The organism is Pseudoclavibacter sp. CFCC 13796, from assembly GCF_008831185.1.
Taxonomy (GTDB): domain Bacteria; phylum Actinomycetota; class Actinomycetes; order Actinomycetales; family Microbacteriaceae; genus Pseudoclavibacter_A.
Genome location: NZ_WBKD01000001.1, coordinates 1,333,309 through 1,354,586 on the forward strand (window position 1 = coordinate 1,333,309; position 21,278 = coordinate 1,354,586).

A 21,278-nucleotide genomic window follows, 5' to 3' on the forward strand; every position below is an offset into this window, starting at 1 on the left:
GCTTCCGTTCGCGGCATCACGAGCGCCATGCCTTAAACTGAACGGCATGCCCTCCGCCAGCCCGCTGCGCATCGCCATGATCTCGCTGCATACGAATCCCTATGGCGACCCCGGCACGGGCGACGTCGGCGGCATGAACATCGTGATCCAGCATCTTGCGGCCGAACTGGCCGCACTCGGTCACCAGGTCGATGTGATCACACGCCGCAGCGCTCCCGAGCAGCCCGACGCGATCGAGCTCGCCCCCAGACTCATGCTGCGCACGATCACGGCCGGGCCCGAGCATCCGCTGCCCAAAGCCGAGCACGAGGCGTACATCGACGCCTTCGCCGGGCAGCTGCGGGCACTCGGCGACTACGACGTGATCCACGCGCATCACTGGTACTCCGGTCTGGCGGCCCTGCCCGTCGCTCGGGAATGCGGCGCGGCGCTGCTGCAGAGCTTTCACAGCATCGCGGCAGACGCCGACACCGCACTCGACAACGGCGAGCCTCCCGAGGCGCCCGGGCGTCTCTCGGCAGAGCGCACTCTCGCACGCGAGGCCGATGCGGTGATCACGGTCAGTCATGCCGAGCAGCGCACCGTGGTCGAGCGGCTGGGCGGCGAGCCATCGCGGGTGCACGTGGTGTCTCCCGGTGTGGATGCCCGGTGCTTCCACCCGGGAGAGGCCGCCGTTCCGAGATACGTCGCCGCCGCAGCCCGCATCGAGCCGCTCAAAGGGCTCGACCTCGCCGTCGCCACGATTGCGTCGACTGACGACTCGCTGCGCCCTGACCTGCGCATCGCGGGCGGGCCGAGCAGCCAGGACGGCGGCTGTCTGACGGCTCTGCGCCGACAGGCCGCCGACGCGGGCATCGGCGACCGGGTGCACTTCGACGGCGCGATGTCGCACGCCGAGCTGGCCGATCTGATGCGCGGTGCCTCGGTGTTCCTGGTTCCGTCGCACTCTGAGACCTATGGTCTGGTCGCACTCGAGGCAGCCGCAAGCGGGGTGCCGGTGATCGCGATGGCCACGGGAGGCCTTCCCGAGGCGGTGCACGACGGCGAGACCGGTCTGCTCATGCGCGATCGCTCGCCCGAAACCTGGGCGCGCGCGCTGACCCGGCTGCTCGACGACGCCGAGCTGCGCGAGCGCATGGGGCGTGCAGGCCGCGCACTCGCTCTGCAGCGCAGCTGGGCGAAGAGCGCCCGACGGCTCGTGCAGATCTACTGTCAGCAGCGTCGGATGACGCGCTCGACGGTGCAGCCGGTATGACCGCTCGCGAACGCGTCGCCGCCATCGACTGCGGCACGAACACCGTGCGCCTGCTCGTGATCGAGGGGCCCGCACCGACGCGGGAGCTCGTGCGCCGCACACGCACGATCCGTCTCGGCGAGGGCGTCGACCGCACGCATGCCTTCGCACCGGCGGCGCTCGACCGCCTTGGCGTCGCCTTGGCAGACTACCGCCGCGATCTGACGCGTCTCGGCGTCGCAGACGACCGGCTGCGCTTCGTGGCGACGTCGGCGAGCCGCGACGTGCATGACGCGACACCGCTGCGCGACGTCGTCGAATCGACTCTCGGCGTACGACCCGAGATCATCAGCGGTGTCGAAGAGGCCGACCTCTCGTACGCCGGAGCACTCACCGGAATGCCGGCACAGCCCATGACGCTGGTCGTCGACCTCGGCGGCGGCTCGACCGAGCTCGTCGTCGGACGCAACGGCCGACCGATCGCGGCATGGTCGATGAACGTGGGCGGCGTGCGCCTCACCGAGCGACACCTCGATGCGCACCGGCCGATGTCGGCGGCACAGCACGCGGCGATGGTCGCCGACGTCGACTGCGCCCTCGACGAAGCCGAGGCTCATGTTTCGCTGGCCGGCGTCGAACGGGTCATCGGCGTCTCTGACTCGGTCGGCATGATCGCAGCGGTGACCGCCGGCGTGCGTGCCGAGCGCTTCGGCGAACTGTCGGGCGGATGCTGGAGTCTCGACGCGCTGCAGGCCGCCTGCACCCGTCTGATCGCCGCCGACCCGCATGCGCTTGCCGAGATGGGCGTCGACCGCACACGCACTGACCTGGTCTCCGCAGCCGCGGTGATCTGGTCACGGGTGAGCGCACGCATCGCCGCCCGCTCGCAGTGCGACCACGCCATCTACAGCGAGCATGACATCCTCGACGGCGCCGCTGAGACGTTGCTGGCAGGCGGCCGAGATCGGCGATGAGCAGCTCACGGGGAAGGACGAGTGAGGAGCACCGCAGGTCGACGGAGCCGGCATCTCGATCATCGCGCGGCAGGAGCGGATCGCCCGACCGACGCGTGACGACCATCGTGCTGATCGCGACGATGGGTGCCGTCGCCTTCGGCTATGACACCGGCGTGCTCGCGGGCGCGCTGCCGTTCCTCAGCCAGCCGCGCGATGCCGGCGGCCTGGGCCTCGACGCGCTGGCCGAGGGCATCGTCACCTCTGCACTCGTCTTCGCGGCGAGTCTCGGCGCCCTCGTCGGCGGGCGTCTGGCTGATCGTCTCGGTCGCCGTCGAACGCTGATCTTCGTCTCACTCGTCTTCGCCGGCGGCGCACTGGGCACCGGTTTCGCGCCGAGCGTCGAGTCGCTGGTGGCCTGCCGCGTCGTGCTGGGGCTCGCCGTGGGCGCCAGCTCGACGATCGTGCCCGTCTTCATCGGCGAGATCGCGCCGGCGCGGCGGCGCGCGGCACTGGTCACCCGAAACCAGCTGATGATCGTCACCGGGCAGCTGCTCGCAGCCGTCGCGAACGCCGCGATCGCGCGGGTGTCGTCTGACGGCGAAGCCTGGCGGCACATGCTGCTGGTCAGTGCGACCCCGGCACTGCTGCTCTTCGTCGGGCTCTGGTTCGTGCCCGAGTCGCCGCGCTGGCTGGCCATGCACGCACGATCCGCTGCAGCTCGCCGCGTGCTCGGCCTGATTCGCACTCCGGGTGAGGGCGAGCACGAGCTGCAGAGTGTCGCGGCCCTGCACGAGCGGGCGAATGAGACTGCAGGTGCGACGGACGGAACAGACCGACATCCACTGCGCGCCCGCTGGGTGCGCCGTCTCGTGCTGATCGGCGCGGGCCTCGGCATGGTCTCGCAGCTCACCGGCGTGAACTCCGTGATGTACTTCGCACCGAGCATCCTCGCGACCAGCGGGCTCGGCACGCAGGCGGCGCTCACCGCGACCATTGCGACGGGCCTGATCTCGGTGCTCGCGACGCTCGTCGGCATCCGCGTGCTGCGTCGCCTCGGTCGGCGGCCGATCATGATCACCGGGCTGATCGGCGTCGCCTCGTCGCACCTGCTGCTGGGCCTCGCCTTCGCAGTGCCGGTCGGCCCGGCCCAGCCCTGGCTCGTGCTCACGCTCATGCTCGTGCTGCTCTGCTTCGTGCAGGCGATGGTGTCGGTGGTGTTCTGGCTGATGACGGCCGAGCTCTTTCCGCTGCGGGTGCGCGGCATGGCGGCAGGTGTGGCGGTCTGCGTGCAGTGGGTGACGAACGGCGTCGTCGCGCTGCTCTTTCCGGTCGCCTTCGCGCACTTGGGCGGCGACGTCTACTTCGTGTTCGCCGGGATCAACGTGCTGAGCGCGTGGTTCGTCTGGCGAGCACTGCCCGAGACGCGCGGGCTGGCACTCGAAGAGGTCGAGGGGATGCTGCGGCGGCGTCTCGGCTGAGATATTCGCTAACATGGACTTTGTCTAGGGCAAGCATGGCATTCTAAGGGGGAACTCCACTGTGGCGTTGACCGAATTTCAGCAGACGCTGACCGAAATGATTCGGGCACGCAATCCGGTGCTGCTCGTTGAGACTCAAGAACCTGATCGTGTCGTTTCAGCAATCGAATCGATTATCTCAAGTGGTGTTATTCCGAGAGGTCGGCAGCTTGTGTTGTACAGCCTCACCCGCGGGCTGCACAGTCCCGGAGGGAACCCAGGCAAGCGGGCATTGCCTGAAGACGCGCTGCTCGAGACCATGAAGGTTGCACAGCCAACAGTCTTCGTGTTCCAAGATCTGCATCATCAGCTTGGCGCTAATGGGCGCCCAGCCGAGCCCGCCGTTATTCGTGCTGTTCTTGATGTGGCGACAGAGTTTCGCAGCGGGCCCATTGCACACACCTTGGTCATTGTAGCCCCGCAAATCACTCTTCCAGTCGATCTCGAGAAAACCGTAAGCGTCATTGATCTGCCACTGCCCACAGAGGCTGAGATTGGGAAAGCACTCGACAACTTTCTCGAGACCAACGAAGGCTCGATTCGAGTCAATCTTTCCGACTCCGACCGTCGTCGGATGGTTCAGGCAGCGCAAGGGCTGACTCTTGGTGAAGCTGAGAACGCGTTCGCCCGTGCCGTTGTAAGCGACCGAGTGCTCGATGAGAGCGATGTCGGACTGATTCTCGAAGAGAAGCGGCAAACAATTCGCAAGTCAGGTCTGCTTGAGTTCGTCCCGTCAAAGGTGAGTCTTGATGAGATTGGGGGACTCGACAACCTCAAACGCTGGCTAATGCGGCGTGACAGTGCTTGGCAGTCGGATGCCAGCGATTGGGGAGTGCCAGCTCCCAAAGGGCTGCTCGTCACTGGCGTGCCGGGCTGCGGCAAGAGTCTCACTGCAGCGGCCGTTTCGGCCCAGTGGGGCCTTCCCCTGCTACGTCTAGATATCGGTCGCGTGTTCTCTGGTCTGGTTGGCTCGAGTGAGCAGAACATGCGTAACGCTTTGCGTCTGGCCGAGGCTGTCGCGCCCAGCATCCTATGGATAGACGAGATCGAAAAGGGGTTCGGCACCGCACGACAGAGCGGCGGTGACTCTGGGACTAGCACGCGCGTGCTGGGCACATTCCTAACCTGGATGCAAGAGAAACAGGCGCCGGTGTTTGTGATGGCAACTGCAAACAAGATCGACGCGCTGCCACCAGAGTTTCTGCGTAAGGGGCGTTTCGATGAAATCTTCTTTGTCGACTTGCCAACTGCCGAAGAGCGCCGCGAAATCTGGCGCGTGCATCTTGCTGACCATCTTAATCCACCGTCTCGCGCGGGAGGAATCGTCGATCCGCAGAACGTAGATGCGCTGCAGGAATTGTCTTCGGCAAGCGAGGGTTTTTCTGGTGCAGAGATCGCCCAAGCTGTGATCAGTTCGTGTTTCGACGCTTTCGCTGACAGGCGTTCCGTCAGACAGGATGACTTGCTGCGCAGCATCGAGAACACGGTGCCGCTGTCAGTAACGCAGGCAGAGCAGATTCGTGCGATTCGCGAGTGGGCCTCCGAACGTGCAGTTTCGGCGACCTCGAAGAAGGCCCGCAGTGATTACCTGACGAAGCCCGAAATAGGCGGATCGCCCGATGTGTCAGGCTGGCGCGGCGGCCGCACAATCGAGTTCTGAGGTGAACTGTGAGCATCGAAGTATTGCTGTTGCCCCTTGGGCTGGCTGCATATGCGGCGATAAAAGAAGCCAAGTCTAAGAAGCTCTGCGAAAAGTGTCGTGTGACTCGCGTTGCAGACGCTCAGCTTTTGCAGGCTGCTCTCTCTGAGATTGGCGCTGCCATCGTGCAGTGTAACGATGTCGAGGTAGCTGCGGTGAGGAATGGGCAGAACCTTACATTTCAAAAAGTCGCTGGTGTATTTGTTGGGCGGGTTGACCGGTCTGATCAGCAGACAACCGATCAGATGATCGGTCAGCTCGACGTAGCGGTGGGCCGTGTCTTGCAGCGTCATACGGCGAGTCTCGTCGAGGCTCGGGCTCAAGAACTCGGATTCCGATTGATTGAGCAGCGAGATGAGGCCGGTACTTTGAACTACGTTTTTGAGGAGGAACGTTGAGCAGAAGGCTTTCTATTTCAATTGCACCCGATGGTTCGATCAACGCTGATGTGAGCGGTGCGCCAGGACCTGCTTGTCTTGAGTCATTGGCCACATTGCGTCAGGTATTGAACGCTGATATTGCCGACTCTAAACCAACTCCGGAATTCGGCTTCCGGCCGAATAGCCTAAACAATGATCTAGCCGTTGAGCGAAACGTGGAGGAACGGATATGAGCAGCGCACCTCAGGAGTTGCTGTGCCGCAGAGGATGGAGACTCAGGCACAGCACTTGGGTTCTTTGGGGAGTCCTGTCCTTCGGTATCTTTGCCTGCGTGGGGTGGCTCTACATCGGTATCCGCATGCGTCGTCGCTGGGTGCTTTGGGTCGCTGGCGTCTTGACCGCCTTGACCGTCGGGTACTTTATTCTGGCCTCGGTGTTGCCTGAGCTTCCAGGTAAGGGCGAGCCAATGACAGCAGAGCAGCAGACTCAGTCAACTTCGCTCGGTGGGGTGCTCATGCTGCTGTGGGCTGGAAGCACCACAGCCAGTTTCTTCGCGAATCGTCAGTGGCTTATTTGGCGAGCTTGGCATTCTCAGAATTGGTATGCACAGGTGCCACACGGGCAGAGTGCGCAGCAGTCTGCCAGCTATGCAGCAGCAAGATCTCAAGTCAATGGTGCTTTTGCACCGTTTCAGCAGGCCCCCCAACACCCCGTCGTGCCCCCTTCTTCGGCCTCGCCATACGTTCAGCCATCGTCTTCTCCGCTCGTTTCCTCCGATTGGTCGCAACCACAGCGTGCAGCAATGAGAGCGCAAGAAGACACACGTACCCGTCATGCTGCGTCGTACGCGTCACCTCAGCTCAGGGGGTTCTCTGAGACGTCAGCACGCATCGATTTGAACACGGCCACGCCTGATCAGCTGCGCGCTCTGCCGGGCCTCTCGAACGCAGACATCGAACGCCTCGTGGCAGTTCGAAGAACAGCGCCATATCGCGAGACGTCAGAGGTCGTCACGCGAGCAGGCGTCCCGCCGCACATCTTCGCAACCTTCCAAGACCGCGTCGAGGCTGTACCGGTTCTTTCGTCGAACACGGACAAGCCTCGCAACGGGCGCCGACTTGAATTCTGATCGCAGCATCCGCATCAGTCGAGTCATGCACGCGACGACCTCCGAGGGGCCGGGCCTGCGCACAGCAGTATGGACGCAGGGTTGTTCGATTCGTTGCCAGCATTGCATCAACCCTCAGCTGTTCTCACCCACTGGCGGGCGTGAAGTCTTGGTCCGTGCGATCATCATCGATGCTGTTGACGCCGGTGTCGAAGGACTAACTCTCCTCGGTGGCGAGCCGCTCGACCAAGCCGGACCATGTGCAGACCTTGCAGCAGAGGCGCAGGCGGCTGGGCTCGGCGTGATCTGTTTCACCGGATACACATTCGAGCAGGCGCTCCACTTTGCCGACGCTGATCGACTGTTCGCCAGCGTTGATCTCGTGATCGACGGCCCGTACCAGGCTGCACTAGTAGATGACGACCGAGCTTTGGTCGGCTCGAGCAACCAGCGCTTCATCTACTTGACTGATCGGTACTGTGACTACGACCCAGTTCAGACACCGGAACGTTTTGAAGTTCGAGTATCGAGCACAGGTGAGATTGATCTCGCTGGTTTCCTGACTGAGGAACAGCTGTCAAAGATCGCCGACGGTTTGGAGTCGCGGCGTCGCCGCCGACCGACTGCGTAGACTCGAACCATGCGCGCTGAGACCGACACTGAGACGACCGGTGCGAGTTCGACCGTCTGCACACCGGCGATTCGCGTCTACCGTGGTGGGCGACTCGAACGCGAGACCACGTCGCTGGCCGAGATCGAGCAGCTGCAGCACGACGCCGAGCGCACCACCTGGGTCGACCTGCCGACGGCCGATCACCAGGCGCTCGTGCAGATCGCCCAGACCCTGCACCTGCACCCGCTCGCCATCGAAGACGTCGAAGAGAGCCACGAACGCGCCAAGCTCGTGCGCTATGAGACGCATCTGTTCTTGACGCTCTATGCCATGGCCGCCCCGGCAGACATCGAGGCAGAGCTTGAACGGCACCAGATCGACATCTTTCTGACCAGAAACGTCGTGGTGACCGTGCGACACGGCGACGGCTTCGATCTCGGTGGGGCGCGCCTGGCGTGGGAGGCGCATCCGACGCTGCTCGCGATCGGCGGCATCACCGTGCTGTGGGCGATCGTCGACCAGATCGTCGACTCCCACTTCGACACCGTGCAGCAGCTCGACGAGGGCATTGACGCTCTCGAAGACGAGCTTTTCAGCGACACGCCAAACTCCCGCGGCATCCAGCGCACGGCCTACCACCTGCACAAGCGACTGGTCACGCTGCGTCGGCTGGCGCTGCCGACCCGAGAGATCCTCAGCAGCGTGATCAACCGGGCGACGCCGCCGCTGCCCGAAGCGCTGCGGCCGTATTTTCTTGATGTGTACGACCACGTGCTGCGCGTCAGCGACTGGACCGACTCGTTGCGAGACCTGGCCAGCACGATCATCGACACGAACCTCTCGAGCCAGAGCAACCGGATGAACCTGGTCATGAAGAAGCTGACGTCGTGGGCCGCCATCATCGCCGTGCCCACGCTGATCACCGGCTTCTTCGGCATGAACGTGAACTTTCCCTATTTTCAGACCGATGTCGGTGCGGTGATCGCCGTGACGCTGATCGCGCTGACCTCGGTTGGGCTCTACGCCTGGTTCAAACGCCTGGACTGGCTGTGAGCCTGGCGGTCTGGGGAGCACTGCTTGCCGCGTCGATCATGGTGAGCCTCACCCCGGGCGCCGGAGCCATCTCGACGATGACGAATGCGCTGAACGTCGGGTGGCGCCGGTCGATCTGGGGCGTGCTCGGCCAGCAGATCGGTCTGCTCATTCTGCTGGTGATCGTGGCCTGCGGGCTGGGTGCGCTGCTCGCACACGCGCCGGGAGTCACCACGGCGATCCGCTACGCCGGCGCCGCCTACCTCGGCTACCTCGGGGTTCGGCAGCTGCTGCTCGCGCGCGCCGTCGGTCGGGTCGCCGAAGACGAGGGCACCGACGCCGGCACGGCTGCCGAGAACCAGGCCGCTGATTCGGGGGATGCTGCCGGCGTCAGCCGATACCTGCGACCCGGCGCGATGGTGATGCGCGGAACATGGGTGAACCTCAGCAACCCCAAGGCGATCATCTTCTTTCTGGCCTTCATGCCGCAGTTCATCGATGCGTCGAAACCGGTCGTGCTGCAGTATGCGGCGGTGATCGTCACCATGATCGTCGTCGACATCTGTGTGATGTGGGGCTTCTTCGCTCCTGCCGCCCGCGCGGTCGGGCGATTCGCGCGAAACGCGCATGGTCAGCGTGTGATGAATGCGGTGTTCGGGGTGCTGTATCTTGCGGTCGGCGTGCTGCTGATCTTTCTGCACTGAGGCCCGCCGCAGCGCGACATGATGTGCGATTCGTCGTGCGGGTGATCGGGCGATGTCGGCGCGACGAAGTACCATGGGCGGCATGAGGCCGATGCGAACGACCCAAAACTCCGCACCGACACCAGGCATGTCGCACGCGCACAGATTGGTGAGAACGTCGAGATCGCTGCGTCTGCCGAGATCGTCCCTGGCACGACTCTCGACTCTGCTGCTGGCGGCCGCGCTGCTCGCGTTGGCGCTGCTGGCGACGTCCGTCAGACCGGCAGCGGCATCCGTCGACGACTTCAGCTTCGAATCGATGTCTGTCGACTACCACCTGAGCCGCGACGCCGACGGCAGAGCACGAATCGATGTCACCGAGACTCTGGTCGCCGATTTCCCGAGCTTCGATCAGAACCGCGGTCTCGTGCGCAAGATCCCCCTCGACTATGACGGGGTGTCGCTCGACCCGACGGTCACGGCGGTGACCGATGACGCCGGCCGCGCAGTGGTGTACGACACCAAGCGCGTCGGAGGCCAGCTCGAAGTGTCTCTCGGCTCAGACGAGTTCGTGCACGGCAGGCAGACCTACGTGCTGAGCTACGCCATGCAGAACACCGTGCGTCACTTCGCCGACACCGACACCGACGAGTTCTACTGGGATGTCAACGGCGAGAGCTGGCAGCAGCCCTTCGGCGTCGTCTCCGCGACGCTCACGGTCGATCCCTCGCTCGTCTCCGCCCTGAACGGCCAGGCCTCCTGCTATCAAGGTGCACACGGATCGACCGTGCGCTGTCAGATCGTGCGTCTCGAAGACGCGGGTGACGCTGCCGCCCGGTTTACCGCGCAGACTGACGGCGGGCTCGCCCCCGCGCAGACGATGACCATCGCGGTCGGCTTCGCCCCGCAGACCTTCGTGATCCCCGAACCTCCCTCACGGGCATGGTGGACGACATGGCTGCCGCTGGGGCTGAGCGCAGTCGCTCTCGGGCTCGCCGTCGCCCTGGTCGTCGTGCGAAGCCGTCGATGGCGGGACGCCCCGGGGCGTGGAGTGATCGTTCCGGAGTACGCACCGCCCGCAGGGCTTCCGATCGTCGCCGGGGCCGACCTGGTCAACCGGATGAACAGCTGGATGCCGGCCGCAGTCATCGACATGGCGGTTCGCGGCGTCGTTCGCATGGTCGACATCGAACATGTCGGCATGTTCGGCGCCAAAAGACCGAGCTTCGCGATCGAGATGGTCGACCCCGGTCGCATGCAGGCTCATGACGCAGAGGTGCTCACCGTGCTGGCCGGGCCTCGTCAGCTGCAGCCGGGTGAGCGCGTGGCCATTGAGACGAAGCCCGACCAGCACCGTGCCGAACGTGCGCAGGCGGTGATCGTCGATGTTCAGAAGCGGCTCCTCGCCGGCGGGTTCCGAGCCGTGCCGACCTCCACGCTGCCGCTTGCCCTGCGAGTGTCAGGGTGGGGCATGATGGCGATCTCCGCCGCGTACGGGCTGTGGGCGCTGGTGCAGGCCGAACGCATCACCTGGTGGCTCATCGCAGCCGGGTTGGCCACGGTGGGGTCGCTGATGCTGCTGTTCGTGGCCCTGCCTCGCCCGAAGACGCTGACCGAAGCGGGTGCTGAGGCCAGAGACGAGGTCAAAGGCCTGAAGATGTACATGGAGCTTGCCGAGCGAGATCGCTTCGCCGTGCTGCAGAGTGTGCAGGGCGCCGAACGCATCGATCTGTCCGACGGCTCCACCAGTGTGCGTCTGAACGAAAGGCTGCTGCCGTGGGCGGTGCTCTGGGGCATCGAAGGCACTTGGGCGAAGCAGCTGCAGGTCGACTACGAGCGCACCGGCAGCCAACCGGGGTGGTATGACTCGATGACGCCGTTCACTGCGGGAGTCCTCGCTTCCAGACTCGCCGCGTTCAACACCGCTGCGACCACCTCGGTGCAGCCGCCCACCTCAGGAGGCAGCTTCTCCGGAGGCGCGGGCGGCGGCGGATTCGCCGGCGGCGGCGGTGGCGGTGGCGGTGGCGGAGGCCGATAGCCGACCGAGGTCACTGCGAAGACAGCACGAGGGCATCGCCCTGACCGCCGCCGCCGCAGATGCCGATCGCCGCCCAGTGCGTGTCGTCGCCGGCATCCGTGCCGACTGCGGCGTCGTGCAGCCGGCGCAGCTGCATGGCGGCGCTGAAGACGATTCGTGCGCCCGAGGCCCCGATCGGGTGCCCCAGTGCGACCGCACCGCCCAGTGCGTTGAGACGTTCGTCAGGCAGGTCGAGCAGCCGAGCGGTCTGTATGGCGACTGCCGCGAACGCCTCGTTGACCTCGAGCACATCCAGCCGAGCGACGTCGACTCCGGCTCGCCGACAGGCCAGTCGAATCGCCAGGGCCGGTTTGTCGAGCAGCCCGGTGTCCGGGCCGGCGATCTGTGCGAATCCGGCGATGCGCGCCAGCACCGGCAGCCCCAGCCGACTCGCCTGAGCGCGTGTGGTCAGCAGCAGCGCCGCTGCGCCGTCCGAGATCGGAGACGAGTTGCCCGCCGTTATCGCACCCTCAGAGGCGAATGCAGCACGCAGCCGCCCCAGGGTCTCTGCCGTGCTCTCGGGGCGTACCCCTTCGTCCGCAGCGACCTCACTCTCGCCGCGCCGCGAACGCACGTGCACCGGCACGATCTCCTCGGTGAGCAGACCGGTGCGCTGCGCGTGGTCCGCACGCCGATGCGATCGCGCGGCCAGGGCATCCTGCGCATCGCGATCGATGCCGGCGGCGCTGGCGTCGCGTTCGGTCAGCACACCCATGGCCTCGCCCGAGAAGGCGTCGGTCAGGCCGTCGGCACCGAGCGAGTCGACGACGGAGGCGTCGCCGAAGCGGTAGCCGACACGGGCGCCGGGCAGCAGGTGCGGAGCGTTCGTCATCGACTCCTGACCGCCGGCTGCGACCAGATCGGCCTCGCCGGTGCGCAGCAGGCGCACCGCCTCGATGATCGCGCTGCTGCCTGACAGACAGACGCGATTGATCGTCGTGGCGGGGGAGGTCAGCGGCACCCCGGCGGCGACCGCCGTCTGCCGAGCCGGATTCTGCCCGCAGCCGGCCTGCACGACGTGCCCCATCATCACGTGGTCGATCGCGTCGGGCTCGATGCCCGCACGCTCGACGGCTCCGCGCAGGGCCGCGGCGCCGAGGTCGACGGCGCTGAGTGTCGCGAGCTGCCCGCCCATGCGGCCCTGCGGCGTGCGTGCCCCGCTGACGATGACGACGTCGTCCGGCGACGTCTGTGGTTCGGATGTCATGGTCGTAGTGCTCCTGTCAGATCTGATCGCTCGGCTGTCTGTCGCCGACTCGTCGATCGGTTCAGCGGCCGCTGAACGCGCTGTGTCTGGTGAGATCGCGGCCGACCAGCAGCGCCTGCACGCTCTCTGTGCCCTCGTAGGTGTGCAGCGCCTCGATGTCGGTGAAGTGCCGCATCACGCCGTAGTCGAGCAGAATGCCGTTGCCGCCGAGCATGTCGCGACCGATTTGGGCGATGTGCCGGGCACCGCGGGTCGCCACGTACTTGGCCAGCGATGCCTGCTGCGCGCGCATGGTGCCGGCAGTCTCGCGATCGGTGAGCGTGCGCAGATGCAGCTGGATCGTGGTGAGCTCCGAGAGCATCTGGACGAGTCTCTCCTGCACCATCTGGAAGTCGCCGAGGGTGCGGCCGAACTGCTCGCGCTGTCGGGCGTACTGCAGCGCAGACTCGAAGATCGCCTGGGCATGACCCAGCGCCGACCAGGCGATGCCCAGACGTGTGGCCGCCAGCACCCGATTGGTGTCTTTGAACGAGCGTGCGCCGGGCAGTGCCGCATCGGCGGGCACACGCACGTTGTCATAGGTGATCTCGGCCTGATGGATGGCGCGCAGCGATCCCTTGCGGCGGATCGTTTCACCGTGATAGCCGGGCGCGTCTTGGGGCACGAGGAAGGCGCGGACGTCGCCCGCTTCGTCGCGCGCCCAGGTCACGGTGACGTCGCCGACTGAACCGTTGCCGATCCACTTCTTGCGACCCGTGATGATCCAGTCGTCGCCGGAGCGTCGAGCCGATGTGGTCAGTGCCACGGAGTCACTGCCGTGATCCGGCTCGGTGAGTGCGAACGCACCGAGCTTCTCGCCGCGGGCGAGTGGAACCAGCCACTCAGCTTTCTGCGCGTCGCTGCCGAACATGGCGATCGTGCGCAGCGCCAGCGCGCCCTGCACCGCGATGATCGTGCCCAGCGAGCCGTCGCAGCGGTGCACCTCAGCCGCAACCAGACCCGCCGCGAGCGGTGACATCGGGGTGAGACCCGGGCCTTCGACGCCGTCTGTGAGCAGGTCGAGCTCGCCCAGTCGTCGAGCGAACTCGAGGCGGTATTCGCCTTTGTCCCAGGCCTCGTCGATCAGCGGCAGCGCCTCGGCGGTGAACTGTCGCGCACGATCGAGAAATGCTCGGTCGGCAGCGGGGATGTCGGCGAACACGCCATAGTAGTCGGTGTCGAGCGCCTGCAGAATGTCGTACTCCGGCAGCGGCGGCAGGGGAGTGCGAACGGTCTCGGTCTCGGGGTCGGCAGTGGTCATAGTGATCCTTTCACAGAGCTCGACACGGGGTCGTTCGCGTGTCGAAGCGGGAATCGATGAGGTGATGAGGTTCAGCGCCGTTCGGGCACGTTCGCGGTGCCGCGCGGCAGCAGGTCTGCGCCGGTCACGCGACGGCTCGCACCGGAGCGGTCGAGCAGCGGGATGATGCCGCCGGTGTGTCGGGGATAGTTCGCCCCGAGCATGAGAGCCGCATCGACGTCCTGGGGGCTCTCAGCCGTTCCGTCGGCAAGCACGAGGTTGACCTCCTGAGCCAGACCGTCGAGCAGCAGACCTCGGGCCTCGGCCGCATCGCCGGGCCCCGCGACTCGAGGTGCGTCGGCGGCCTGCTCGCTTCGGGCTCGTGCCGTCGTGATGGCCTGGGCGGCCTCGGGCGTGAGCTCTCCGGCAGCGGTCAGATAGCGCAGGCGGCTGGGCCCGCCGATCTCGACCATCTGCTGCAGACTTGCGCTGACCGGGAACCTGGCCGGCCAGGCGTCGTGCAGCGTCTCGAAGATGTGCAGCTGCACGCCGTGCCCGATGTAGTCGAGCAGCGTCAGCGGGGTCATCGGCAGGCCGTCACCGACCAGTGCACCGTCGACCGTCGCGACGTCCCACCCCGAATCGATGAGGTGCAGTGCATCGCCGATCAGCCGTGAGAGCAGCCGGTTGACGAGAAAGCCCGGATGATCAGCGACGCGAACAGCCGTCTTGCCCAGCCGGGCCGCGAGGCTCAGCGCGGTGTCTGCGACACGGTGCGCGGCGTCTTCGTCACGAGCCTCGGTTTCCTTCGGCAGGATCAGCTCGACCAGCGGCAGCACGGCGACCGGGTTGAAGAAGTGAAAGCCGATCAGGCGCTCCGGGTGCTGCAGCACGCTCGCCTGCTCGCTGATCAGCAGCGACGACGTGTTCGTCAGCAGCAGGGTCTGCGATGAGACCAGCGCCTCCACGTCGCGCCACACCTGCTGCTTGACCGAGAGATCCTCGAAGACCGCCTCGATCACGACGTCACTGTCGGCGAGCCTGTCTCGATCGGCCACCGTCGTGACCAATGCCCGCACTCGGGCGTGGGCCGTCTCGTCGAGGCCGCCTCGATCACGGGCCTGCTCCAGCAGCATGTCGATGCGCGACGACGCCAGATCGGCGCGATCCTGATCGACTTCGACGACGACGACGGGCACACCGAGACGTGTGGCGAACACCACGGCGAGCTGCGTGGCCATGAGCCCGCCGCCGACCACGCCGACATGTCCGATGTCGAGCTGAGCACCGCCTGGGCGCGCCGCGCGCCGAACCCGCTGCAGCGTGAAGAAGGCATAGATGCTCGCCCGCGCCTCGTCCGTCAGCAGCAGGCGCCCGAAGGCCTCGACGGTGGCACCGGCGAGCGGCTCGCCCGGGGCGTCGTTGCGAGCGTAGGTCGCGATGCGCTCTCGTGCCGTCGCGAGACCGGCGGACGCCGTGGGCACGCCCGCCACGGCGGTGCAGCCCGGCAGCGGTTCGGTGGCACGGCCGATCAGCTCGACGGCGGCATCCACCGCGGGCAGATCGGTCGGAATCCGTCGCCGCACACGTGCGCGCACATCATCGGCATCCCAGTCTCTTGAGCCCGCGGCTGGTCGACGAGACACCGCCACGCTGCCGGCGAGCACCCCCGCCGCCCACTCGAGCGATGCATCCAGCAGCCGGTCGGCCGACACGACGGCGTCGACGACGCCGAGGTCTCGCGCACGCTCGGCCGAGAGATTTCGCCCGGCCAGCGAGTCGACGACGGCGATGCGGGCAGCGACGTCGGGGCCGACCAAGGCGGTGAGCCAGGTCAGACCGCCCCACCCGGGCACGAGGCCCAGGCTGAGCTCGGGCAGACCGATGGCGGCGACCCCGGCGGCAGCGATGCGAAAGTCGGTGTGCAGCGCGACTTCGAGACCGCCGCCGAGGGCCGCGCCGTTGAGCAGGCTGAACGTCGGCACCGGGAGGGCGAGCAGACCGGCGAACGCTCGGTAGGCGCGCGCGGCCGACTCAGTCGCCTCGGTCGGGGTCGCGACGCGCTGGAACTCGCTGAGATCGGCACCGGCGCCGAACACGCTCCCCGCAGCGGTGAAGATCAGCGCATCGACGTCGGCGTCACGCACCTGATCCGGGAGCGTGCGCAGGTATCGCTCGAACGCCGTGATCGCGGCAGCCGACCAGACCAGCAGTTTCGCGGCCGGTCGCATCGTGATCACGCCGACGCGAAACGGGCGGCTGTCGTCTGCGGCACCGAGGCGGGCATCGCGCGGATCGTTCACGGTCTGCACCTCGAAGACGAAGTCGACCGGTGCCGTCTCGGTGGTCGCGGATGCTGGGCTGGATGCTGACATGGGGGTCTGATTCCTCTCGTGCGTCATCGGACTGCATCCGAGCATGGCATGAGACGGAGTCGTGCTGCAAGTGAGACGGGGTTTCAGATACGATTCTGGCGATGCTGCCGCAGTGCCTGCTGCACCACACGGCCGACGGTGGACATCGGCGCGTCGACGTCGAAGACCACGACGACCGAGCCGGCGTCGGCTGCGGTTGGCTGCTGGTCGTGGTCACGTGCGTCTGCGGCGGTCGGCGGGGGCTTCGGCTGCGCGGCGTCTTGATGGTCTGCCGCCCTCGGAGCGAAGATCGTCAGCAGGCGCGCGAGCTCGGCGGCCAGATCCCGGTGGGCCTGGTCTGGTGAGATCTGCTCGCGGATCGCCTGCCGCAGCACCGCGTTGTGCGTGGTCGCGACGATGTCGGCGAACTGCAGCGCCTCGATGTGTCGCAGCGCTGGCAGCTGCTCGCGCAGATACCGGTCGAAGACCTTCTGGTAACGCGTGATCGTGACGATCTCGCGGTCGCGCAGCTTGGGCGTTGCACGTACGATGCGATCGCGCGAGCGGATGCTGGGGAGGCGGGCGAGAAAACGGTCGAGCACCAGCAGGGCGGCATCGATCACGTCTGTGCGAGCGTCGACGGTGACCACCTGACCGCGCAGGCGTGCGGCGAAGAACGCGTCGACCTGCTCCAGAATGTCATCGTGGTCGGCGAAGATCACGTCGTCTTTGGTGCCGAACTGGCGAAAGAACGTGCTGCGTGAGACATGTGCTGCCGTGGCGATGTCTGCGGCGCTCACCTCGTCATAGCCGCGGGCGGTGAACAGGGCGAGGGCGATATCGGCCACTTCGACTCGACTCAGCGATGCTGTGCTCATTCGGTCACGCTACCACGCAGAGGCCACCCAGGAGATGCTACCGCATCCCATGAACTATGAGACTCAGTGTCGTATAGCATTTTCGGGTGGCCCCGATTGTGCCTAGAGTGCCGAGCATGACGAACCTCGACATCTTCCCGGCTCCGACCTCCGCAACGACGCGGATCGCTGACCGACGCTTTCGACAGCTCGTGCGCACACCGCGACAGGCGGCTGAACAGATCCGAACCGACGCGACGCTGGCGGTCAGCGGGTTCGGGGGAGCGGGGCATCCCAAAGCGGTGCTCTCGGCTCTCGCTGACCTGGCCGACGCGGCCCTTCGCACCAGCCCCGACGGCAGGCAGCCATACGCACTGACCCTGTTGAGCGGAGCATCCACCGCCGCCGATCTCGACGGCCGACTCGCCGAATCCGGTGTCGTCGCCAGCCGCGTGCCCTACAACGCCGACCCGAAGCTGCGTCGCCAGATCAACGCCCTCGACGTCGACTATGTCGAAGTGCACCTTTCCCGTCTTGCGCAGCAGGTGCGCGAAGGCTACTTCGGTCGCGTGCACACGGCCGTCGTCGAAGTCGCCGCGATCACCGAAGACGGCGAGCTGGTGCCCGGCAGCTCGATCGGCAACAACCAGGCCTGGCTCGACGAGGCGGACGAAGTGATCATCGAGGTCAACCGGTGGCAGCCCATCGAACTCGACGGAGCCCACGACATCTACCAGAACACCGGGCTGCCGCTGCACGGCACTCCGATTCCGCTCGAGCACGTCGACCAGCACATCGGCCGGCCGCACCTCACCGTCGACCCGCAGAAGGTCGTCGCCGTGGTCGAGACCGATCTGCCGGATGACAGCCCGAGCTTCACCGCGCCTGACGAGGCCAGTCGAGCGATGGCCGGGCACATCCTCGAGTTTCTCGACCACGAAGTGAGAGCGGGACGTGTGCCAGCGGGCAGCCTGCTGCCGCTGCAGTCCGGCGTGGGCAATGTCGCCAACGCCGTGCTCGCAGAGCTCGCGAACTCGAGCTACCGGGGTCTGCAGTGCTACAGCGAGCTGATCCAGGACGGCATGATCGAACTCATCGACTCTGGTGTGGTCTCGTTCGCATCGGCGACGGCGCTGGCGCTCAGCCCTGCGATGTTCGACCACGTCAAGCGCAACATCTCGTTCTACCGCGATCGCATCGTGCTGCGGCCGCAGGAGATCTCGAACAATCCCGAGCTGATCAGACGGCTCGGCGTCATCGCCATGAACAGCATGGTCGAGGCCGACATCTACGGCAACGTCAACTCGACCCACGTCAACGGCGTCAATGTGGTCAACGGCCTTGGCGGATCGGGAGACTACGGGCGCAACGGCTACCTGTCGATGTTCATCAGCCCGTCGACGGCGAAAGGCGGATCGATCTCGAAGATCGTGCCATTCGTCTCGCATGTCGATCACACCGAGCACGACACGCAGGTGCTGATCACCGAGCGCGGGCTGGCCGACCTGCGCGGGCTGAGCCCGGTTCGGCGCGCTCGGGTGGTCATCGACAACATCGCTCATCCCGACTACCAGCCGCTGCTGCACGACTACCTTGAGCGAGCGAGCCGGCGGGGCGGGCATGTGCCACACCTCTTCGCCGAAGCCTTCGGCTGGTACGACCGCTTCGAGCGAACCGGAAGCATGCTTTCGCGCTGAGTGTCGAAGTCATCCCTGAGCCCCGGATCCCGAGAGGTCTTACGATGAGAGCTGACGTCTGCACTCAGGAGGATCATATGTCGACCCCGGAACCAGCGACACGCGCAAAATGGCTGCACCGCGGCCCCGGCGTGATGTCCGGCTTCTCGACGACGGTCGGCGTGCTGCTGGCAGTGCTTCTGGCCGCTGTCGTCGTCGCGATCATCAAGCCGCTGACCCTGGTGTTCTTCGCCCTCTTCATCACGCTCGGACTGGAGCCGGTGATCCGCTGGCTCGAGAGCAAGGGGATGAAGCGCCCGCTGGCGCTCGGCACGGTGCTCGGCGTGGGCCTGCTGATCTTCGGCGTGGTCGTCTGGATGATCGTGCCCGGCATCGTGCAGCAGGTCGGCCAGTTCGTCGACACGGTGCCGAAGAGCTTCGACGAAGTCAGCCAGCGGCCCTGGTTCCTGCACGTGGACGAGCAGTTCAACGGAGCGGCGACCACGACGCTGCAGACGATCGAGACACAGGTGACGAACCCCGACTTCTGGTGGGGCGTCGGCGGTGGAGCCTTCGAGATCGGCCGCGGCGTGGTCGACGCCATGACCGGCACGATCTTCGTGCTGATTCTGACCCTCTACTTCGTGGTCTCCCTCGATCGCATGAAGCAGGCGTTCTCACTGCTGGTGCCGAAGACGAAGCGGGCGAACGTCATGGACATCACCGAAGAGATCACGGGCTCGGTCGGCAGCTACCTCGGCGGCATGGTCGTGCTGGCCTTCTGCAACGCGGTCTTCAGTCTGATCGTGATGACCGTCTTCGGCGTTCCGTTCTCGCTCGTGCTCGCCATGCTCGCGCTGTTCATCACGCTGATCCCGCTCATCGGCAGTGTGATCAGCACCGTGCTGATCACTGCGGTCGCCCTGCTCGGCTCACCGCTCACCGCGCTGTTCGTCGCCCTCTGCCTGATCATCTACATGCAGGTCGAGGCATATGTCCTGACTCCGCGCATCGTCGGCAAGAGCGTCAACATTCCCGGGTCGCTCGTGCTGATCGGCGCGATGGTGGGTGCGACCCTCGCTGGACTCATGGGCGCGCTTGTCGCCTTTCCCGTGGCCGCTTCGATCCTCATCATCGTCAAACGCGTGATCGTGCCCGCTCAGGAGCAGCGCTGAGACGACCGCCCGTAACCTGCGTGCAATGCGCGTCGGCGTAAGATCTTCCCTCGGCGTGGCAGGCCTCCACGACTGTTCGCCACTTCACCAGACTGAGGAGACGACATGGCTCGAGGAGCTTTCGACTGGCGGCTGCACGGAGACGGCGTGCACATCGGACCGGGCGAGGCGGTGGCTCCCGACGAGCGACTGACCTGGCCGCGCACGATCGGCATCGGCACCCAGCATGTGGTCGCCATGTTCGGCTCCACCTTCCTGGTGCCGCTGCTCACCGGATTCCCACCGGCGACGACCCTGCTGTTCTCTGGCCTCGGCACCATCATCTTCCTGCTGCTGACCCGAAACCGGGTGCCCAGCTACCTCGGATCGAGCTTCGCCTTCATCGCCCCGATCGCCGCGGCGCAGAGCGAGCACGGGTACGCGGGCGCGCTCGGCGGCGTCGTGATCGCCGGTGCCACGCTGTTCGTCATCGGCCTGGTCGTGCAGCGGGCGGGCGTTCGATGGATTGAATGGCTGATGCCGCCTGTCGTCACCGGTGCGATCGTCGCTCTGATCGGCCTGAACCTCGCGCCCAGTGCCAAGGCGAACTTCGAGGTCGCCCCAATCACCGCGCTGGTGACGCTGGGAGCGATCATCCTGTGGGGCGTGCTCTTCCGTGGGTTCCTCGGTCGTCTGTCGATTCTGTTCGGCGTGGTGATCGGCTACGTCACTGCGGTCGTCCGCGGTGAGGTCGACTTCTCGGCCATCGCCGACGCAGCATGGTTCGGGCTGCCGCACTTCCAGACGCCCACCTTCCACATCTCGACCGTGGGCCTCTTCGTGCCCGTCGTCTTCGTGCTGATCGCTGAGAACATCGGACATGTGCGGTCGGTCGGCATGATGGTCGGCCGAAATCTCGACGACAACATCGGTCGTGCGCTGATCAGCGACGGTCTTGCCACGGTGCTCGCGGGTTCGGGCGGCGGCTCGGGCACGACCACCTACGCAGAGAACATCGGTGTGATGGCCTCGACCAAGGTGTTCTCGACCGCGGCCTACTGGGTCGCCGGCATCGTCGCCGTGCTGCTGAGTCTCTTTCCCAAGTTCGGAGCGGCGATCGCCACGGTGCCCGCCGGTGTGCTCGGCGGTGCCGGTGTGGTGCTCTACGGCATGATCGGTGTGCTCGGCGTGCGCATCTGGGTCGAGAACAAAGTCGACTTCTCGAAGTCGATCAACCTGACCACAGCCGGGGTCGCGCTGATCATCGCGATCGCCGACTTCACCTGGCAGGCCGGCGACCTGGTGTTCGGCGGCATCGCATTGGGAACCTTCGCCGCCATCGCCGTCTACCACGTCATGCGTGGAGTGACCCGGCTGCGCGGCGGACGCAGCACGACGCCGGTTTCGCCGGCGAGCACGGATCGCGTGGACGAAGCCGCGCACTGATCCACG

At 66.0% G+C, this 21,278-nt stretch carries 17 protein-coding genes; 13 read left to right on the top strand and 4 right to left on the bottom strand.

The window, feature by feature from the left end:
- The first annotated feature begins 46 nt into the window (after positions 1-46).
- The 10 genes from F8O07_RS05890 to F8O07_RS10555 all read left to right on the top strand — a co-directional run bounded on the left by F8O07_RS05890 (position 47) and on the right by F8O07_RS10555 (position 11,260).
- Positions 47-1,255: a glycosyltransferase gene (locus F8O07_RS05890; protein ID WP_158031163.1), complete on the top strand. Its 1,209-nt coding sequence runs from the start codon at positions 47-49 to the stop codon at positions 1,253-1,255.
- Positions 1,252-2,208 (top strand): exopolyphosphatase, encoded by a 957-nt coding sequence (locus F8O07_RS05895; protein WP_158031164.1) that lies wholly within the window; start codon positions 1,252-1,254, stop codon positions 2,206-2,208. Before F8O07_RS05890 ends, F8O07_RS05895 begins: the two co-directional genes overlap by 4 nt.
- 95 nt (positions 2,209-2,303) lie before the next feature.
- Positions 2,304-3,668 (top strand): sugar porter family MFS transporter, encoded by a 1,365-nt coding sequence (locus F8O07_RS05900; protein ID WP_263969994.1) that lies wholly within the window; start codon positions 2,304-2,306, stop codon positions 3,666-3,668.
- A 67-nt stretch (positions 3,669-3,735) separates the two neighbouring features.
- The gene (locus F8O07_RS05905) at positions 3,736-5,367 is read left to right on the top strand and encodes an AAA family ATPase (protein ID WP_225733198.1); all 1,632 of its coding nucleotides are present in this window, start codon (positions 3,736-3,738) and stop codon (positions 5,365-5,367) included.
- 8 nt (positions 5,368-5,375) lie between these two features.
- The gene (locus F8O07_RS05910; RefSeq protein WP_158031166.1) at positions 5,376-5,804 is read left to right on the top strand and encodes a hypothetical protein; all 429 of its coding nucleotides are present in this window, start codon (positions 5,376-5,378) and stop codon (positions 5,802-5,804) included.
- Positions 5,801-6,019, top strand: a complete 219-nt coding sequence (locus tag F8O07_RS10845; RefSeq protein WP_158031167.1) for a DUF2997 domain-containing protein — start codon at positions 5,801-5,803, stop codon at positions 6,017-6,019. Before F8O07_RS05910 ends, F8O07_RS10845 begins: the two co-directional genes overlap by 4 nt.
- A gap of 921 nt (positions 6,020-6,940) precedes the next feature.
- Entirely contained in the window at positions 6,941-7,525 is a 585-nt protein-coding gene (locus F8O07_RS05925) for a 4Fe-4S single cluster domain-containing protein (protein ID WP_225733199.1), read from the top strand.
- A gap of 9 nt (positions 7,526-7,534) precedes the next feature.
- Entirely contained in the window at positions 7,535-8,560 is a 1,026-nt protein-coding gene (locus tag F8O07_RS05930) for a magnesium transporter CorA family protein (RefSeq protein ID WP_158031170.1), read from the top strand.
- Positions 8,557-9,243 (top strand): LysE family transporter, encoded by a 687-nt coding sequence (locus F8O07_RS05935; RefSeq protein ID WP_192496657.1) that lies wholly within the window; start codon positions 8,557-8,559, stop codon positions 9,241-9,243. Before F8O07_RS05930 ends, F8O07_RS05935 begins: the two co-directional genes overlap by 4 nt.
- A gap of 148 nt (positions 9,244-9,391) precedes the next feature.
- Positions 9,392-11,260 carry a DUF2207 domain-containing protein gene (locus F8O07_RS10555; RefSeq protein WP_192496658.1) on the top strand — a complete coding sequence of 623 codons (1,869 nt, stop codon included), beginning with the start codon at positions 9,392-9,394 and terminating at the stop codon, positions 11,258-11,260.
- Positions 11,261-11,270: 10 nt separating this feature from the next.
- Here F8O07_RS10555 and F8O07_RS05945 read toward each other — a convergent pair whose 3' ends face one another.
- The 4 genes from F8O07_RS05945 to F8O07_RS05960 form a co-directional block, all read right to left on the bottom strand.
- Positions 11,271-12,506 (bottom strand): acetyl-CoA C-acyltransferase, encoded by a 1,236-nt coding sequence (locus tag F8O07_RS05945; RefSeq protein ID WP_158031171.1) that lies wholly within the window; start codon positions 12,504-12,506, stop codon positions 11,271-11,273.
- Between the two features lie 61 nt (positions 12,507-12,567).
- On the bottom strand, positions 12,568-13,806 hold the full coding sequence (locus tag F8O07_RS05950) for an acyl-CoA dehydrogenase family protein (RefSeq protein ID WP_158031172.1): 1,239 nt from the start codon (positions 13,804-13,806) through the stop codon (positions 12,568-12,570).
- Between the two features lie 71 nt (positions 13,807-13,877).
- The gene (locus tag F8O07_RS05955) at positions 13,878-16,160 is read right to left on the bottom strand and encodes a 3-hydroxyacyl-CoA dehydrogenase NAD-binding domain-containing protein (RefSeq protein WP_192496659.1); all 2,283 of its coding nucleotides are present in this window, start codon (positions 16,158-16,160) and stop codon (positions 13,878-13,880) included.
- Between the two features lie 83 nt (positions 16,161-16,243).
- On the bottom strand, positions 16,244-17,017 hold the full coding sequence (locus F8O07_RS05960; protein ID WP_158031174.1) for a TetR/AcrR family transcriptional regulator: 774 nt from the start codon (positions 17,015-17,017) through the stop codon (positions 16,244-16,246).
- Between the two features lie 116 nt (positions 17,018-17,133).
- On the opposite strand from F8O07_RS05960, the gene F8O07_RS05965 reads away from it, so the two are divergent.
- The 3 genes from F8O07_RS05965 to F8O07_RS05975 all read left to right on the top strand — a co-directional run bounded on the left by F8O07_RS05965 (position 17,134) and on the right by F8O07_RS05975 (position 21,272).
- Positions 17,134-18,693 (top strand): succinate CoA transferase, encoded by a 1,560-nt coding sequence (locus F8O07_RS05965; protein WP_158031175.1) that lies wholly within the window; start codon positions 17,134-17,136, stop codon positions 18,691-18,693.
- Positions 18,694-18,770: 77 nt separating this feature from the next.
- The gene (locus F8O07_RS05970) at positions 18,771-19,847 is read left to right on the top strand and encodes an AI-2E family transporter (RefSeq protein ID WP_192496660.1); all 1,077 of its coding nucleotides are present in this window, start codon (positions 18,771-18,773) and stop codon (positions 19,845-19,847) included.
- A gap of 105 nt (positions 19,848-19,952) precedes the next feature.
- Complete coding sequence (locus tag F8O07_RS05975) at positions 19,953-21,272, top strand: uracil-xanthine permease family protein (protein WP_158031177.1); 1,320 nt, start codon at positions 19,953-19,955, stop codon at positions 21,270-21,272.
- Positions 21,273-21,278: the final 6 nt, after the last annotated feature.

Excerpts from the sequence above, each read along its gene's own strand:
- F8O07_RS05890 (WP_158031163.1), top strand. The coding sequence starts at position 47 with ATGCCCTCCGCCAGCCCGCTGCGCATCGCCATGATCTCGCTGCATACG.
- F8O07_RS05895 (WP_158031164.1), top strand. The coding sequence starts at position 1,252 with ATGACCGCTCGCGAACGCGTCGCCGCCATCGACTGCGGCACGAACACC.
- F8O07_RS05925 (WP_225733199.1), top strand. The coding sequence starts at position 6,941 with ATGCACGCGACGACCTCCGAGGGGCCGGGCCTGCGCACAGCAGTATGG.
- F8O07_RS05930 (WP_158031170.1), top strand. The coding sequence starts at position 7,535 with ATGCGCGCTGAGACCGACACTGAGACGACCGGTGCGAGTTCGACCGTC.
- F8O07_RS05945 (WP_158031171.1), bottom strand. The coding sequence starts at position 12,506 with ATGACATCCGAACCACAGACGTCGCCGGACGACGTCGTCATCGTCAGC.
- F8O07_RS05950 (WP_158031172.1), bottom strand. The coding sequence starts at position 13,806 with ATGACCACTGCCGACCCCGAGACCGAGACCGTTCGCACTCCCCTGCCG.
- F8O07_RS05955 (WP_192496659.1), bottom strand. The coding sequence starts at position 16,160 with ATGTCAGCATCCAGCCCAGCATCCGCGACCACCGAGACGGCACCGGTC.
- F8O07_RS05960 (WP_158031174.1), bottom strand. The coding sequence starts at position 17,017 with ATGAGCACAGCATCGCTGAGTCGAGTCGAAGTGGCCGATATCGCCCTC.
- F8O07_RS05965 (WP_158031175.1), top strand. The coding sequence starts at position 17,134 with ATGACGAACCTCGACATCTTCCCGGCTCCGACCTCCGCAACGACGCGG.
- F8O07_RS05970 (WP_192496660.1), top strand. The coding sequence starts at position 18,771 with ATGTCGACCCCGGAACCAGCGACACGCGCAAAATGGCTGCACCGCGGC.
- F8O07_RS05975 (WP_158031177.1), top strand. The coding sequence starts at position 19,953 with ATGGCTCGAGGAGCTTTCGACTGGCGGCTGCACGGAGACGGCGTGCAC.